Source organism: Paraburkholderia sp. PAMB 6770 (assembly GCF_057748135.1).
Genome location: NZ_CM173239.1, coordinates 406,576 through 423,069 on the forward strand (window position 1 = coordinate 406,576; position 16,494 = coordinate 423,069).

The 16,494-nt window shown below is 66.6% G+C and carries 12 protein-coding genes; 4 read left to right on the forward strand and 8 right to left on the reverse strand.

Going from position 1 to position 16,494, the window contains the following annotated elements; translation table 11 throughout:
- Positions 1-18 precede the first annotated feature (18 nt).
- Together AC3AP7_RS19410 and AC3AP7_RS19415 are read right to left on the reverse strand one after the other, a co-directional pair.
- A complete protein-coding gene (locus tag AC3AP7_RS19410) occupies positions 19-1,092 on the reverse strand; it encodes a Gfo/Idh/MocA family protein (RefSeq protein ID WP_487364201.1) in 1,074 nt (357 codons plus the stop codon).
- A gap of 22 nt (positions 1,093-1,114) precedes the next feature.
- Positions 1,115-1,891 (reverse strand): SDR family NAD(P)-dependent oxidoreductase, encoded by a 777-nt coding sequence (locus tag AC3AP7_RS19415; protein WP_487364202.1) that lies wholly within the window; start codon positions 1,889-1,891, stop codon positions 1,115-1,117.
- 258 nt (positions 1,892-2,149) lie between these two features.
- Between AC3AP7_RS19415 and AC3AP7_RS19420 the strand changes: the two genes are divergently transcribed.
- The 3 genes from AC3AP7_RS19420 (at position 2,150) to AC3AP7_RS19430 (ending at position 6,089) form a co-directional block, all read left to right on the forward strand.
- On the forward strand, positions 2,150-3,115 hold the full coding sequence (locus AC3AP7_RS19420; protein ID WP_487364203.1) for a LysR family transcriptional regulator: 966 nt from the start codon (positions 2,150-2,152) through the stop codon (positions 3,113-3,115).
- Between the two features lie 301 nt (positions 3,116-3,416).
- Positions 3,417-4,574, forward strand: coding sequence for a porin (locus AC3AP7_RS19425; RefSeq protein ID WP_487364204.1), 1,158 nt, complete (start codon positions 3,417-3,419; stop codon positions 4,572-4,574).
- Between the two features lie 141 nt (positions 4,575-4,715).
- On the forward strand, positions 4,716-6,089 hold the full coding sequence (locus AC3AP7_RS19430; RefSeq protein ID WP_487364205.1) for an MFS transporter: 1,374 nt from the start codon (positions 4,716-4,718) through the stop codon (positions 6,087-6,089).
- A gap of 130 nt (positions 6,090-6,219) precedes the next feature.
- Here AC3AP7_RS19430 and AC3AP7_RS19435 read toward each other — a convergent pair whose 3' ends face one another.
- From AC3AP7_RS19435 to AC3AP7_RS19460, 6 genes are all read right to left on the reverse strand, one after another.
- Positions 6,220-8,676: a beta-galactosidase gene (locus AC3AP7_RS19435; RefSeq protein WP_487364206.1), complete on the reverse strand. Its 2,457-nt coding sequence runs from the start codon at positions 8,674-8,676 to the stop codon at positions 6,220-6,222.
- Positions 8,673-10,646 carry a beta-galactosidase gene (locus AC3AP7_RS19440; RefSeq protein ID WP_487364207.1) on the reverse strand — a complete coding sequence of 658 codons (1,974 nt, stop codon included), beginning with the start codon at positions 10,644-10,646 and terminating at the stop codon, positions 8,673-8,675. The genes AC3AP7_RS19435 and AC3AP7_RS19440 overlap by 4 nt, the downstream gene beginning before the upstream one ends.
- A 57-nt stretch (positions 10,647-10,703) precedes the next feature.
- The gene (locus AC3AP7_RS19445; protein ID WP_487364208.1) at positions 10,704-11,555 is read right to left on the reverse strand and encodes a carbohydrate ABC transporter permease; all 852 of its coding nucleotides are present in this window, start codon (positions 11,553-11,555) and stop codon (positions 10,704-10,706) included.
- 25 nt (positions 11,556-11,580) lie between these two features.
- Positions 11,581-12,483 (reverse strand): carbohydrate ABC transporter permease, encoded by a 903-nt coding sequence (locus AC3AP7_RS19450; RefSeq protein WP_487364209.1) that lies wholly within the window; start codon positions 12,481-12,483, stop codon positions 11,581-11,583.
- A gap of 80 nt (positions 12,484-12,563) precedes the next feature.
- Positions 12,564-13,889, reverse strand: coding sequence for an ABC transporter substrate-binding protein (locus tag AC3AP7_RS19455; protein WP_487364210.1), 1,326 nt, complete (start codon positions 13,887-13,889; stop codon positions 12,564-12,566).
- 134 nt (positions 13,890-14,023) lie between these two features.
- Positions 14,024-15,187, reverse strand: a complete 1,164-nt coding sequence (locus tag AC3AP7_RS19460) for an ABC transporter ATP-binding protein (protein WP_487364211.1) — start codon at positions 15,185-15,187, stop codon at positions 14,024-14,026.
- Between the two features lie 222 nt (positions 15,188-15,409).
- On the opposite strand from AC3AP7_RS19460, the gene AC3AP7_RS19465 reads away from it, so the two are divergent.
- Entirely contained in the window at positions 15,410-16,432 is a 1,023-nt protein-coding gene (locus AC3AP7_RS19465; protein WP_487364212.1) for a LacI family DNA-binding transcriptional regulator, read from the forward strand.
- The last annotated feature ends 62 nt before the right edge of the window (positions 16,433-16,494 follow it).

Consider the following 16,494-nt stretch of genomic DNA (forward strand, 5'->3'; position numbering starts at 1 on the left):
ACGCCATGATGACTGCGCTTACGCTGTAGCGAGCGTGATCTCCCGCTTTTCCCGGATCGATTGATAGCCCGCGGTGCTCACTTCCTGCACGAGGACATTCAGATCGAGGCTGCATAGCGGGTCCACTTCGCTTTCGCCGCGAATCACGCTGACAAAGTGCTCGGCCCCATCCTTGAAGCGAACCGGCACGGTGCTGCAGTCAATGTGCTTGCCGGACGGACACGCATCGTTCACCAGCACGACGTAGCCCTTGCTGCTGGTGCGAAGCACGCCTTGCGTTCCGTAGACGATCAACCCGCGATTGGTCGGATCGACCTCCACCGCACCTTCGTCCCATTGCGTCCAGCTCCCTTCGGCCTGACCCAGCGCGCCGTCCCACTTCATTGTCACGACCGCGTTGTCCTCCATCTCCGCGGGGATCTGTTCCTTCACGAAGTGGCCGGCCATCGCGGAGACGCTTTGCGGACGCCCGAAGAGGTGGCAGAGGTAGCTGATGCCGTAGTAGCAGTAATTGATCAGGATGCCGCCGCCGTTCTTCTCCATGTCCCAGAGCCAGTCGGTGAAGAAGTGCGATACGCCGGGCGCTTTCTCCGTCCCCGCATTCGCATTGCGCCATTTGGCCCAGAACGGCCGACCGATCGCACCTTCGTTGATGAGTTCGAAGCCCTTGCGCAGCGGCGCTTTCCAGATCGACAGCGAATTGACCACCAGATGCACCCCGGTCTCCTGCACGATCCGCTGCATCTCGCGCGCATCGTCCATCGTCGTGCACAACGGCTTGTCCATCAGGATGTGCAGACCCTTGCGCGCGGCAGCGCGGACCGGACCGATCTTCGCATTGCTCGGCAAGCCGATCAGCACCGCGTCGAGCGATTCCTTTTCGAGCATGTCCTCGTAGTCGGTATAGATGCGCTCGATGCCGAGTTCGGTGCGCAGCCGCGTCTGCAATTCCGGGTGGTGCTCGCTGGCCGCGACCAGCGTCACGCCGGGATGATCGCGAAACTCGTGGAAGACGCCTTTGCCCCAGACGGGCCAGAAGTGATCGTGCACGGCGCCGATGATGCCGATGCGGACAGCCTTTCCTGCGTTCATCGCCTGTCTCCTTCGAAGCGTGTCAATTCGGGTCCGACGCGTAGCGGCTCGCCGGCGCCAGCTGGAATCCGCCGGCAACGAAGAGCGTCTCGCCGGTGACGAAACCGGCCTCGTCGGACGCGAAATACGCGACGGCGCCCGCGATATCCTCGCGCGTGGCGAGGCGCTGGATGGGCGTGCGCGAGATCGCGAGCCGGTTGCTCGCAAGCTGCTGCTCGGGGGTGCGATTCAGGATGTCGAGGCCAGGGGTGACCTTGATCGAACCGGGGGCCACTGCGTTGGCGGTGATGTTCCAGTCCCCGAGTTCGCGCGCCCAGGCCACCGTGAGGGCATCGAGCCCCGCCTTGCTGGCCGCGTAGGCCGGCATGCCGCCGGACAGCTTGTTGCGCGACGTGATCGCGACGAGCCGGCCGTAGCGCTGCTGCTTCATCGCCGGGATGACCGCGCGCGTGACGATAAAGGGGCCTTTGAGATTGACGCGGACGATGCGGTCAAAGGTTTCCTCGTCCATCGATGCATGATCGTCCTTGACGAGGATGCCGGCATTGTTGACGAGGATGTCGATACGCCCGCACCGGTCGAGCACGCGGGCCACCGCGGCCTCGACCGAAGCCGTCGAGGTGACGTCCATCCCGACGCCGAACGTGTCGCCGCCGAGCGCCGCCGCGGCCTCGTCGCACGCGCCGGCATTGATGTCCGCGAGCACGATCCGGTGCCCGTCCTTTTGCAGCCGCGCTGCGATGCCACGGCCCAGCGCGCCTGCGCCGCCCGTGACGAGTGCTACCCGTGTCACATCCATTGCTGTCTCCACCCTGTCTGGATCGAATGCGATGAATGATGCCGCGATGCGGCGAACGGCATAAGATGAATGGCTTCATACAAGCTGTGAAGGCGCGGATCAGATGGTCGGGGTAAACGAGGGGCTCCGGTGTCGCGCGCCGGGTCCGCCGCGCAAATGGCGCGGCCCGGCGCGTCCGTGCCTGGTGGATCGCGCCGCAAAACGCTTGTACACTCGCGCTACCTGTGACGCTGTGGCATGAATGAGGCACCGGACGCGATGAGTGCGGATCGTTTTCGCGAGTTTGAGACGTTTGTTTGCGTGGTCGATTGCGGCAGTTTCTCCGCGGCGTCGCGCAGGCTCGACTGCACGCCCTCCGCGGTGAGCAAGCTCATCGACCGGATGGAGAACCGGCTGGGCGTGCGGCTGTTGCGCCGCACGTCGCGTACGCTCGCGCTGACCCAGGAGGGGCGCAGTTTCCATCAGGCGGCGGTGCGGGCCCTGGAGGCGATCACGGAAGCGGAAGCATCGCTGCTGCACACGGATGCGCCGGTGAGCGGACTGCTTCGCGTGCACACGACCCTTAACTTTGCCCAGCAGCAACTGGCGTTCTTGCTGCCGGAGTTTCTGGCAAAACATCCGCAACTGCGGCTCGAATTCATTCTGCACAGCGACGCGGTCGATCTGATTGCCGCGGACATCGATCTCTCGCTGCAGGTGGGACCGGTCACGAATCCCTCGCTGGTCGCGAGGCGTATTGCGACGACGCGGTGGCTGCTGTGCGCGTCGCCGGAGTATCTTCGACGCGCCGGCACACCGCGCACGCCGGCCGATCTCGCGCGCCACAATTGTCTGAATTTTCTCCCGCAGACCTATCGCAGCGTGTGGCCGATGTGCACGCCGGACGAAGAAGGCGCGCGCAGCGCGACGATCACCCGCTTCGAGCTGACGGGAAGCGTCGCGAGCAACTCGGACAATTTCCTGCGCGTGCTGGCCTGCCAGGGGATGGGCATCGCGCGTCTGGCGGCGTTTCATATCGCGCCGGATCTGCGCGCGGGGACGCTGCGCACCATTCTCGCCGACTGGCTGCCGGAGGAACGCGAGCCGGTTTTCGCGGTATTCCAGAGCCGGCGGGACATCAATCTGCGCGTCAAGGTCTTCGTGAAATTTCTCGAAGAGCGGCTGGCACAGGCCGCGGACTGGGGGCTCGACGGGGCGGGTGCGCCGTCGCCGGCAGCGCGGTGATCCGCCGCGTTTTCTTCCTTGTTTTCCTCCTTGTTTTTCTCCTGAAGACCCGCCGGTTCGGGGCGGTCTTCCACCGCGCGTCGGTGACGCGCATTCATTGAATCCGCTTCATCGAATGCGGTCGACGCTGCGCGACGGCGGCCCTGTTGCCTCGCCAACTGTGCCTTGCGTTCACAGCTGCTATGAGGATCAGGGGCTGTTTCCAGGACTTTCGGGTCGGCATGATGCGATCACTGCGCCGGACACTCGCTGCCGTAAACATGCGCAGAACCATCGACGAATAAAACCATTGGAGACAGCAATGCGACGAATTGCAATTCCGGCAGCCGCGGCGGGTATCGCCGCCGGCATGCTCGCCAGCCAGAGCGCTTTGGCCCAGTCCTCGGTCACGCTCTACGGCGTACTGGACGACAGCCTGCTCTACGTATCCAACGCGGGCGGGCACCCCGATGTCGAGGCATCGAGCGGCGGACGCGGAAGCTCCAAGTGGGGCATGCTCGGCAACGAGGAACTGGGCGGCGGAACACAGGCCTTTTTCCGCATCGAAAGCGGGTTCGATACCAATAGCGGGAAGCTGGGGCAGAACGGGGCACTGTTCGGGCGCTATGCGATCGTGGGCCTGTCGTCGAAACAGTATGGCTCGGTGCAACTTGGACGGCAGTACGAACTGCTTCCGCTGTATCTGAATCCGAACGCCGCGAGCATCACGTTCGGCGGCGGTCTTGCCGCGCACGCGGGCGATGCCGATAACGTCTACGGCACATACCAGCTCAACAACGTCATCCGGTACGAGTCGCCGACGATCGCGGGCGCCACGTTCAGCGCGCTGTTGTCGCTTGGTGGCGTGGCGGGATCCTTCTCGACGGGCCGTGCATACGAGTTCGGGCTCAAGGGCGCGGCCGACGGCCTGTCGTATGCCGCCGTCTATTCGAACATCAACGATCCCGCGACGTCGCTCTGGTACGCAAGCACCGAAGCGCAGGCCGGCAAGTCGTTCGCCAATCCGCTCACGAATACGGTCTACTCGGGTTATGCGTCGGCGCAGAACTACCAGGTGGCGGGTGGCGCGCTCGCCTATACGTTCGGCAAGTCGATGGTCTCGACGATCCTGACCAGCACGCGATATGGCGATGTGATCCAGACCGCGTCCACCCCGTTCGCCGGCACGCATTTTCTGCGCAACGTCGAACTGAGCTACACGTATCAGATCACACCCGCGGTGATGATCGGCATTGGCGGCGACTACACGAAGGGCGACCTTGCGCACTACTGGCAGGGCAACGCGGGGATCTCCTACCTGCTCTCCAAGCGCACCTACGTCTACGCCGTCGCGGTGGCCGCGCACGCAAGCGGGATCGGCTCGACCGGAGCGCCCGCCGGGCCCGATCTGCTCGGTCAGGCCGGCTCGTCCTCGCCCAGCGAAGTCGCGGCGCGCATCGGCTTGCGCCACCTGTTCTGACAGGGGCGCTCCGGGCACGGAACCGGAAGGTTCGCCCGGACATGAGCCGGCGGAACACGGAATATCGACACGGTACGGGCACCGCCGGGCTGACAGTCGCATCGCGCGACGGTATCGTGTCGTTGGCAGGAGACAGGTTTCATGGAACGATCATTGCGGGCCATCCGGCTGGGCGCCGTCGACGTGACGGACGTCATCGACCGTGCGTCGATGAATGCGATTGCGTGGCGTGTGCTGGCGCTGTGCCTGATGGCGATGCTGGTCGACGGCTTCGACATCCAGGTCATCACGTACGTTGCGCCGGTTCTCACGCATAGCCTCGGCGTGGAGCGCGCGCTGCTCGGCCCGGTTTTTTCGAGCGGGCTGGTCGGGACGACGCTCGGCGCGTTCATCTTCGGTTCGCTGGGCGACCGGCTGGGTCGCCGGCGCGTGCTGTGCGCGTGCATGCTGCTGTTCGCAATCTGCTCGCTGGGGACCACGACGGTCTCGGGCATCGCCAGTCTGATGGCCTGGCGTTTTGTCGCCGGACTCGGTCTCGGGGGGCTGACGCCGCTTACCGTGGCCTACGTGGCCGAGTTCTGTCCGGGACGCTTCAAGGTGCCCGCGGCGATGGTGACGACCTCCGGCTACGCGATCGGCGCCGCCGGGGGCGGGCTGCTTGCGTCGTTCATGATTCCGGCGCTCGGTTGGCGCTCGGTGTTCGTGCTGGGCGGGCTGACGCCGTTGTTCATCGTGGCCGCAATCGTGTTCCTGATGCCGCAGTCGATCGTCGATCTGGCGCGTGAAGGGCGGGCCGACCGGATTGCACGGACGCTGGCGCGCATCGCACCGGCAGTGCGGGTCGATCCGCGGGCGCCGTTGAGCGTCGGCGAAAGGGCAAGCGGGTTTCCGGTCGGCCGCCTGTTTACCGGGGGACGGACATCGCGCACGATCCTGCTCTGGCTGATGTTCTTCGCCAACATCCTGTCGCTGTATTTCATGGTGTCGTGGCTACCGACCATTGCGCACGTGTCCGGCATCGATCTTCCCGCGGCGGTGCGTGCGGCTGCGCTGATGCAGGTCGGCAGCGTGCTGGGCACGTTTGCGCTTGCCGGGCTGGTGCGCAGGATCGACACCTTCGCGATGATCGCGATCGGCTTCGGTGCCGGTGCGGTCTCGCTCGTGCTGCTCGCTTTCGCAGGCGGCTCCGTGAGCGCTTTTACCGCGGTGGCCTTCTTCGCGGGGTTCTTCGTGATCGGCACGCAAACGGGGGCGAACGCGGTGAGCGCGTTTGCCTATCCGCCCAGTCTGCGCGCGACGGGGGCCGGCTGGGCGCTCGGGATCGGCCGCACCGGCGCGATCCTCGGACCGACGCTGGGCGGCGCACTGATGGCGCTCGGCTGGCCCACGCGCGATCTGCTGCTCATCGCTGCCGGACCGGCGCTGTTTGCCGCGCTGTGCGCGCTGGTGATTTCACGTCTGCTCAGGCGTGCACCCGAGCAGGGCGAGGCCGTGGCGTCGCCGACCGCGGGCTGAGAGCGCCGTTGAGCGGGTCTGGCATCTCGTGGGATCGACTCTCCCGGATGCGGCAGCGGTATGGGGGGCGCACGGATATCGCCGCGCCGGGCGCTCACGAACCGCGTGCCGGAACGCCGCGCGGCGTCTGTCAAATCAACTCGACTTCATACTCGGCTTCCAGTTCGATGGCCTCCAGCGAAGCCTGGTCTGCCCCGGTCATCATCGGACGCGGATCGAACCGCGCGTCGAGATAGAGGGGCGCATCGGCGCGCAATGGCAGAACCGTCAGCATGAGCGGCGCATCGGGATCGATGGCGACATGGCGCATCCCGATGCGCCACGGCAGCCCCGTATAGAAGTGATCGTCGATCAGCGTCGTGCCGCAGAACAGCCGGCCGATATCGCCCGTATAGCGAATCGACACGTAGACGTTGCTCACGCCCGGCGCCTCGCATGCGCGCAATGGCAGGCCGATGCGCCAGGCCGCCGCTTTCGCGAACGTCTCCGGTGTCGGCAGGACCGCTGCCTCGGCGACGCCGCCGGTTGCAACCGGCGGAACGGGCTGCGCCGCGCGCACGGGCGTCACCTGTAGCGCGTCGAACTCAAGCGGCTCGACCTGCACCGCAAGGCGCTGGAACAATCCATGCGGCGTCCGTTCGACGATCGTGCGCTGCGTGCGCGGTATCCGTGCGAGCGGCGGATAGACGGCAAGCTCGAAGGCGGCCGTATCCGTCGAGCGCAGCACGAGCTTCGCATCGCGTTCGAACACCTGTGCGGCACTCAGCACGAGGCGGGATTGTCCGTCGAACGATACGACCGCAAGCCGCTCGATTTCCGCGGCGGCGAGCACGAGGATCGTCACGCGTTCGCCTCCCGCGCAGGTCAACGTCAACGCATCGCCGGGCGCGGGCTCGACGATGAGCGCGCCATCCCTTTCGCGCGTGGAGCATGGCGCATCGCCGTCCGCGCGCGAAATCGTCCGCACGCTGGCGGCTTCGAACGCGAACTCGGGCGCGATGCCCGGCGTCGCGCCGAACACATAGGTGTCGCCGCCGGCGGTCGGGACGCGCGTGACGGGCTGCGCCGACGCGTGACGCAGATGCGCCCCGCCGAGCCGCAATCCGAACGGCCAGATGAACGACACCCCCTGCGCTACGTCGACGGGCGTGTCCGGCCACGTCACGGTGCGAGCCGGCAGCGTCACCGCGAAGCGGAGCGCGCGGTGCGCGGGCATCGGATGCTGGCGCACGTGATTGCTGAAGAACAGGAAGCCGCGCTCGCCGTCCGTGCGCACCGAGAAGCGCGGAGTGAGCAGATCGTCGCTCGCGTGGGGTACGACCTCGGGACGACAGACCGCGCAGGGCGCCAGCGTGCCCCCCCACTCGCGCAGGAAGTAGTGCAACGGCCGCAGCTTGCCGAGGACGGGGCGTGCCTCGCCGTTGCCGTCGAACGGCGCCTGGAAGTCGTAGTTGACGATGGGCAGATCGTTGTAGCCGCCCGTTGCCGTGGACTCGTGACTGGACGGATCGTCGGGCGGATTGCGTCCGCCGTACAGCATGTAATAGCCGTACAGGTTAACGCCGGAGCCGAGCTGGACGGGCAGCATCGCGGCGATGTCGTCGGCATCGAGCACCGGGCGGCGGCGATACATGGTCGGCACGCCGCCGCCATACTCGGCACCGAGAAACGGCGTCGTGTCCGCGACGGCCGGGGCATCGCCGACGACCGGATTGTGCGACTGCGCGCCAAGGTCGCCGCCGACACGGCTCGTGAAGCGGAACGCGTAGACCTCGTTGGGCGGCGACATCGCCGGCGAACGTCCCCACGGAACGTCGGGATAGCCGCCGAAGACCGGCGTGACGAGACGATGCGGAAACACCGCGTTGTCCCAGCCCGTCACGGTATAGAGCGGCACGTCGAGGCCGGCGTCGCGCGCGAGCCGCCGCAGTGTCGCGATGTGCGGTGCGCCCTGGTGGGGACCCGTCAGGTTGTATTCGTTTTCGAGCTGTACGCCGATCACGGGGCCGCCGTCCTTCCAGAGCAGGCCCTGAAGCTGCGCGGCGATCTGCGCATAGAAACGCGCGACGAACGACAGATAGAGCGGATCGTCGCAACGCGACGGCATCTGGTCGACGATCCACTCGGGCATGCCGCCGTAACGCACCTCGGCATGCACCCACGGGCCGATGCGCACGACCATCCCGAGTCCCTGACGCGCGCTGGCCTGCACGAAGCGGCGCAGGTCGCGCCGCGCACGCCAGTCGAACTGGCCCGCGATCCGCTCGTGATGACGCCAGATCACATACGACGCGACAATATCGACACCGGCCGCGCGCACATGTGCAAGCGCATCGTCCCATTGCGACTCCGGCACGCGCGAGTAGTGCAGCTCGCCCATCACCGGAAGCCACGGCTTGCCGTCGACTGACAGGTAGCGGCTGTTCGCGCCGATCGTGCGACCGTCGGGCGTTGCGTGCGCGCCGAGTTCCAGCGTGCCTTCGCGGGGCGCGGCGGCCGTGACGCGGGCATCGGCGCGGAGCGTCGTGACGCCGCGGCCGGTGTCGGCCGCGGGCGTCGTCCCGGCGACCTCGGTTGCCGCCGTCATGCGTCGACCCACGCGCACACCTGCGCTGTTGCCAGCGCACGTTCGCCCAGGACGAAACGCGCCTCGGCCGGCGCGGGCACGTCGACGGCGCCGGCGCCGAAATTGAACGCGAAGGTCACATCGCCGCGCCGGCGCAGACGCAAACCGTCGGGCAGGCGCGCGACGCTCAGCCCCGCGCGGCGCGCGGCGCCTTCGAGCAGCGCGCGGTGCAGCGCGGCGTCGAACCACGCGGCCGCATAGCAGACATGGCCGTGCGCGACGACGGCGGGCCAGTGGTCGTCAAAGCGCGCCAGTATGCGGGCGTGCTCGTGCACGTCGAGATGCTCGCGCCAGTGCACGGCGACGCCTTCCGTACCGTCGAGCGACGTCGACGGCCTGAGCGTCGGACGCAGCGATTCCACTTCGCGCACCTTCACCGGCAGGACTTCGCGCAGCGCGCCGGGCGGCAGCATCGCGGGGATCGTGAAGTCCGACGTCTTCGATCCGCTGCGCGGCCCGATCACCCACTGTGCCGGCGATTCCGCTATCCGCTGCACGAAGCCTTCGGGCAACGCGGCAAGCGACGGCACGACGACGAGCCGATAGCCTTGCAGATCGGCATTGGCCGGCACGATGTCGACGTCGAGCGACAGCGCGCGCAGCGTCTGGTAATACTCGAACGCGAGCATCTGATAGTCGAAGGTCTTCGCGTGGCGCTGGATCTCGAACATCCACTGCGTTTCGTAATCGAATACGAGTGCGACGCGCGCGCGCGCGGGCGTGTTGCGCTTCGCAAGCGCGGCGAGCACGTCGGATGCCGCGATCTCGCGCGCGGTCTGCGCCACTTCTTCCCCGCCGGGCGAGAGCGTGTTGTCGGGCAGGTTCAGCCCCGAATGCAACTGTTCCTGGGCGAACGGCGCCTGCCGCCAGCGAAAGTAGGACACCAGCTCCGCACCGTGCGCAAACGCCTCGTAGGCCCAGAGCCGCACCATGCCGGGCGCCGGCACCGGATTCCACGGCGCCCAGTTCACCGGGCCGGCCTCCTGCTCCATCACCCAGAAGCGGCCGCGGCCGATCCCGCGATAGCGGTCGTGATCGAAAGCGGAGACATCGGGGTGGCCGGTGCGTGCGTAACGCGCCTTGTCGGCCTCGTCGATCGCGATCGCCTCGGTGCGCGCGATCGGATAGCTGTCCCATGCGGCGACGTCGATGCTGCCGTCCGCCGCGAAGCGGTAATGATCGAAGGCCGTGAAAAAGCCCATGAAGTTGTGCAGCATGTCTGCGTGCGGCGCATGACGCCGCAACACGTCGACCTGCTCGCGGTGAAAGCTCGCGACTTCATCCGATATGAAGCGGCGGAATTCGAGCAGATGGATCGGATTCGCGTCGGTCGGCGTGAGGTTCGGCAGGCCGATCGACTCGAATGACGGATAGTCCATGCTCCAGAACACATTGGCCCAGCGCGCATTCAGATCCGCGATGTGTTCGTATCGGCGCGCGAGCCACTGCTGGAAGCGGCTGCGCGCGGCAGCCGAATAGCTCGGCACCGTATCGTGGCAGGCGAGTTCGTTGTCGGTCTGCCATGCGACGACGGCCGGGTGCGCGCCGTAGCGCTGCGCCATTGCCTCGACGATGGTCAGGCAGGCGCGCCGGTAGGCCGCGCTCGAGATGTCGTAGTGACGGCGCGAGCCGTATTGCCACGTCGTCCCGTCGGCGCGCACGGGCAGGATCTCCGGCATTGCGTCCACGAGCCAGCGCGGCGGCGACGCAGTGGGCGTGCCGAGCACGATCTTCAGGTTGCGGGCCGCGAGCGTTTCGACGGCGCGGTCGAGCCACCCCCAGTCGTAGACGCCCGCGCGCGGCTCCATGCGGCTCCACGCGAATTCGCCGATCCGCACGTGGGTGATGCCGAGCGCCGCCATGCGACGCGCGTCGTCTGCCCAGAGGGTTTCAGGCCAGTGTTCGGGGTAGTAGCAGACACCGATTTGCATGAGTGAGAATCCGGTTGATACAGCCAGAATGGCGGGAACGGAAAGACGGCTTGACGCTCAGCCCTTGCTGGCGCCGAAGGTCAGGCCCGCGACGAAGTGCTTTTGCATGGCGAAGAACATCAGCACGGACGGCAGCGCCGCGAGTACGGAGCCCGCCGCCACCAGGTTCCATGCGGTCGTCCATTGCCCCTTCAGCGCGACGACGCCGACGGTGATCGGCGCGGCCGCGTCGCCCTGCGTGAGACAGAGCGCCCAGAAGTAGTCGTTCCAGACGAACGTGAACACGAGGATCGCGAGCGCCGCGAGCGCCGGGCGGATCAGCGGCACGACGATGCGCGCGTAGATCGTCCATTCGCTCGCGCCTTCGACACGCGCGGCCTCGATCAGCTCGAACGGCAACTGCTTGATGAAGTTGCGCAGAAAGAGCGTGCAAAAGCCGGTCTGAAACGCAATATGAAAGATGATGAGGGCCCAGATCGTGTTGAAGAGGCCGACCTTCAGCGCCATCGTCCGCACCGGAATCATCAGGATCTGGACCGGCACGAAGTTGCCCGCGACGAAGGTGAACAGCACCGCGGTGTTGCCGGGAAACCGGTAGGTCGCGAGGGCGAAGCCCGCCATCGACGCGAGCAGGATCGCGCCGCACACCGAAGGCACCGTGATCAGCACGCTGTTGGCGAAGTAATGCAGCATCGGCGTCTGGGTGAGCGCGGTGCCGTAGTTATGAAGGAGTGCAAAGTGATGAGGCCACGTCCAGTAGTCGCCTTGCGCGAGTTCGTCGGACGAGCGGATCGACGTAAGCAGCACGGCGAGCATCGGCAACAGCCAGATGAACAGCGCGAGCGGCAGCGACGCCTTGTAGAGCGCGCGATTCCACGGCTTCCAGTGCTCGATGGGCAGCGGATACATGATGGTTCTCCCTGAACGTGCGCGTTCAGCGCTCTTCGCGCAGCATGCGGCGCAGATGGAATACGATGTAGACGAGCATGATCGCGAACAGCACGACGGCGATCGAGGCCGAGTAGCCTTCCCGGTAGTACTTGATCGCCTGGTCGTACATGTAATAGGCGAGCACTGTCGAGCTGTCGAAGGGGCCGCCGCCGCTCATTACCGCGATCAGGTCGAAGCTGCGCAGCGCGCCGATCACGGTCAGCACGACCGCCATGAACGTCGCCGGCCGCAGTTGCGGCAGGATCACGTGCCAGAGCAGCCGCCAGCCTTTCGCCCCTTCCATGCGCGCGGCTTCGACCACCTCGGGATTGATGGCCGTGAGGCCCGTCAGATAGAGCACCATGCAGTAGGGCGTCTGCGGCCACAGCGCGGCGAACACGATGCCGAAGGTCGCGGTGTGCGGGTCGCCGAGCACCGGAATGCCATGGCCGACCAGCACCTTCAGAAGGCCGAACATCGGGTCGTAGAACCAGCTGAAAACGAGTCCCACCACGACGCCGGACAGGACGAACGGTGCAAAGAACAGCGACTTCACGATGCGCATGCCGCGCACCCGCTGGTTCAGATAGAGCGCGAAGACGAGGCCGAGCGGCGGCGCGAGCAGAAACAGCACGAGCCAGATCAGGTTGTTCTTCAGCGCGACGTAGAACGTGGCGGAGTGAACGAGCTCGATGTAGTTGGCGAGGCCGACGAAGGTCTTCGCGGTCATGCCGTCCCAGCTATAGAAGCTCAGCGTGATGCTGCTGAAGATCGGGTAGATCACGCAGAGCGCGAACAGCGCAAAGCCGGGCAGCAGAAACAGGCATGCCGCGCGATGATGGCCGCGCCGTGCAGCGGACGCGGTGCGCGCGTGCCGCGCGCGCGGCGGGGCGAGAGAGGTGGACATGGCGGGGACCTCGTTCGGGCTGCCCGCGCGCAGGCGGGCAGCAGGCTATGCGCGGCGGCGACGTGCAGCCGCGCCGGGTATCACTTGTGATAGATGCGCTTGCGCGTGGCTTCGAGGTGAGCCAGCAGCGAATCGAGCTGGGTCGGGTCGTCGTAGAACTGCTGCATCGCCTTCATGCCCTCGTCCGCCATTTCCTTCGTCATGTCGCGGTCGTAGAACTGCGCGATGCCGCCCGGCGTCGTGGCGAGAATATGAAAGCCGATCTTCGAGATCGGATCGTCGGGCTCGGCGGCCTGGCTGTTCGACGGCAACTGGCCCCAGCCCTGGGCGAGCTCCGCGTTGATCCGCGGTGTTTCCATGAACGCGAGCAGACGTCGCGCGTCGGCCTTGTCCTTCGCTTTCGCGGGAATCAGCAGCACGTTCACCGGGCCGTCCTCGGCGCGCGCGACCTTCGGATCGATCGTCGGGAACGGCATGAAGCCGATCTGCGGCTTCACGCTCGCCGGAATGCCCGCGGAGTAGAAGGTGCCCATCAGCATCATCCCCGCCTTGCCGTTGTTGAGAAATGGTCCGATCGAGTCGAGGTCGAAGGAGAGCGCGTTGTCGATGAAATCGTGGCCGTCGATCAGCGTCTTCCACGTCGTATAGACCTTTTTCACACGCGGATCCGTGTAGGGCACGTCGCCGGCCATCAGTTGCTGATGAAACGCGTAGCCGTTGATGCGCAGATCGAGGTAATCGAACCACGCTGCCAGGGTCCAGCTATCGCGTGCGGCGACGGCGATCGGCGGCACGCCGATCGCCTTGAGCTTCTTGCACGCGGCGAGGAATTCGTCCCACGTCTTCGGCTCGTGGGTGATGCCGGCCTTCGCGAACAGGTCCTTGCGATAGAAGAAGCCATAGGCGTCGTAGCCGAGCGGCGCGGCGTACTGCTTGCCGTCATAGGTGGACGCCCCCTTCACCGACGCGTATTGCTGGCTCCAGCCGTTCTTGTTCCAGTCGGACGAGATGTCTTCGAGCAGACCGCGTTTCGCGTAGTAGGCCATGCGCTCGCCGGCGTTCCAGGAGACGACGTCGGGCGGATCGGTCGCGAGCCAGCCGCCGATCTGCACCTTGTAGGCTTCCTCGGTGATGTAGGTCACCTTCAGGTCGATGTCCGGATTGGCCTTCTGGAACTGGTCGAAGGCCGCCTGCCAGGTGGCGCGCTGGTTGCCGCGCGCGGACACATTGACCGTCAGTGGCCGGGTATCGGCGTGTGCGGCGAGGCCCGGGAGGAGCAGGGTCGAGGCGGCCAGCACGGCGGCCAGCAGGCGCCGCCGGGGACGGGAGCCGGCAACGGAAGCGGTGCAAGCCGTGGAAGCGGGGGAGGGCGAGCCGGCGAAGCGGCTCAGGCGGTCTGCGGTCATCGTCGTTGTCTCCTTGTACTGCGTTGTCTGTCGCCGCACGCGGGCGGTCGACGCTTCTGGACTTCGCCCCCGGAACGTGACCCGGGCACGAAGAGGGCAAACGGAGGCGCGCGGCGGCGGCCCCGGGCGGAATCTCAGGCGAAATGCAGGGCCGGCTGCGCCACGCCGGCCGCGACGGTGCGCGGCAGCGCGACGCCGTCGGCGTCGAACAGATGGCATGCGTCGGGCGGCAGGCGCAGCGCGAAGCGCGTGCCGCGCCGCACGGCGACATCGCCGGGCGCCTTGGCGACGAGCGTGCCGCCCGCGTACTCGACATGCACGTAGCTGTGTTCGCCGAGCTGCTCGGTGAGGAGCGCGTTCACCGCAAGCGACTGCGCCTCGCCGCCGAGTTGCACGTGCTCGGGCCGCACGCCGAGGCTCACCGGCGCGCCCGGCGCGAGCCGCGCACCGTCGACCTGGACGCGCAGTACTCCTTGGGCCGTATCGACGCCGTCGACGCGCACGCGTACGCCGTCGGCGCCGGACGATTCGACCGTGCCGGCAAGAAAATTCATCCGCGGCGAGCCGATGAAGCTCGCGACAAAGCGCGAACGCGGATGATGGTAGAGATCGAGCGGCGCGCCGACCTGTGCGATGCTGCCGTGGCGCTGCGTGTCGGCGCCCGCGTGCAGCAGCACGATCTTGTCGGCGAGCGTCATCGCTTCGATCTGGTCGTGCGTCACGTAGACGACGCTCGCCTGGGTGAAGCGCTGGTGCAGACGCGCGATTTCGACACGCGTCTGGCCGCGCAGCGCGGCGTCGAGATTCGACAGCGGTTCGTCGAACAGGAACACGCCCGGTTCGCGCACGATCGCGCGGCCGATCGCCACGCGCTGGCGCTGGCCGCCGGAGAGCTCGCGCGGCCTGCGTTCGAGGAGCGCGTCGAGCTGCAGCACGCGCGCGGCTTCGCCGACCTTGCGGCGAATCTCGTCCTTCGGGGTCTTCGCGAGCTTCAGCCCGAACGCCATGTTTTCGAACACGCTCATGTGCGGAAACAGCGCGTAGCTCTGGAACACCATCGCCACGCCGCGATCGGCCGCGGGCACGCCGTTCATCGACCGTCCGCCGATCGATACGTCGCCGTCCGTCTGCGTCTCCAGGCCCGCGACGATGCGCAGCAACGTCGACTTGCCGCAGCCCGAGGGGCCGAGAAACACGCAGAATTCGTGCATCCCGATGTCGAGATCCAGATCCCGGATGACCGGCGCGTGGCCGCCGGAGAAGGTCTTCTGGATGCCGCTCAAAGAAATCGTCGCCATGGCTTCGCTCCCGGATTTAAGCGCTTAAATCTTGCTGGAAATAAAAGCGGTGCGACTTGCGCATCGGCGATTTAAGCGGTTAAATTCGATGGCGGGAAAGAAGAGGGTCATAGTCTGTCTCCGGATATTTGCCATGAAACTTAGCAAAGCCTGCCCATGTTGGGCAACATTTGAATCGTTGTCCCCGAATCTGGGATTTTCCGTTGCACAGGAGCGACGCGCATGGTGACGCTCAGCGACGTGGCGCGCCGTGCCGGCGTGACGGCGGCCACGGTTTCCAACGTGCTGCGCCAACCGGCGAAGGTCCGCCCCGAGACGGCGAACCGTGTGCTGCACGCGATTCGCGAACTCGGCTACCGGCCGAACCTGAACGCGCGCGCGCTCGCGGAGGGGCGCTCGCCGATGCTCGCGCTGACGCTTTCGAGCATCGTCAACCCGTTTTACCCGCAGTTCGTGCTGGCGGCCGAGCGCGCGGCGCGGCGCGCCGGCTATTTCCTGATGGTCTGCAACACCGACAACGACGCGGAGATCAGTCGCGCGTACCTGACGCAGATCGCCGGCACGCTCGCCGAAGGGGTGCTCGTGCTCAACACGCACCTGGCGATCCGCGAACTGTGCGAGCGCGCGACGGTGGGCGCGCCGATCGTGCTGAGCTTGTGGGAGCACCCGGAGCGGCTGCCGGCGCTGCCGTGCGTGACGGTCGATTTCGCGTATGCAGGCGAGCTGGCGGCGCGGCACCTGCTGGAGCTCGGGCATCGCAGCGTCGGCATGCTGATCGGCGATGGTTGCGGCGGCCCGCAGGATGCGCGCGCGACGGGCTTTCGCGAGGTGATGCGCGAGGCCGGCGCCGAGCCGGATGCCGCTGCCGTTCTCGAAGCCGAGGATACGATCGACGGCGGCTACGATGCGTGCATGGCGCTGATGCAGCGCCGGCCCGATCTGAGCGCGCTCTTCGCGACCAACGACCTGCTGGCGATCGGCGCGTTGCAGGCGCTCGCGGCGCTCGGCCGCAAGGTGCCCGATGAGGTGTCGGTGATCGGCATCACGGATATCCAGCTTGCGCGCCAGGTCCGGCCGTCGTTGACGTCGGTGGCGATCAATACCGAGGACATCGCGCAGGCATCGATCGATCTGCTGCTGCAACTGATTCACGAGCCGCACAAGGGCGATTCGCCACCCGCCGTGACAGTGCCGAAGCCGTATCTCGTGCGCCGGCAGTCGACGGGGGAATGGCGGGGCGGATAGCCTGCTGGCCGATCGGGTCGGACCGGCTGCCGGACCGCCGCAGCACGCCGACGACCGCGAAG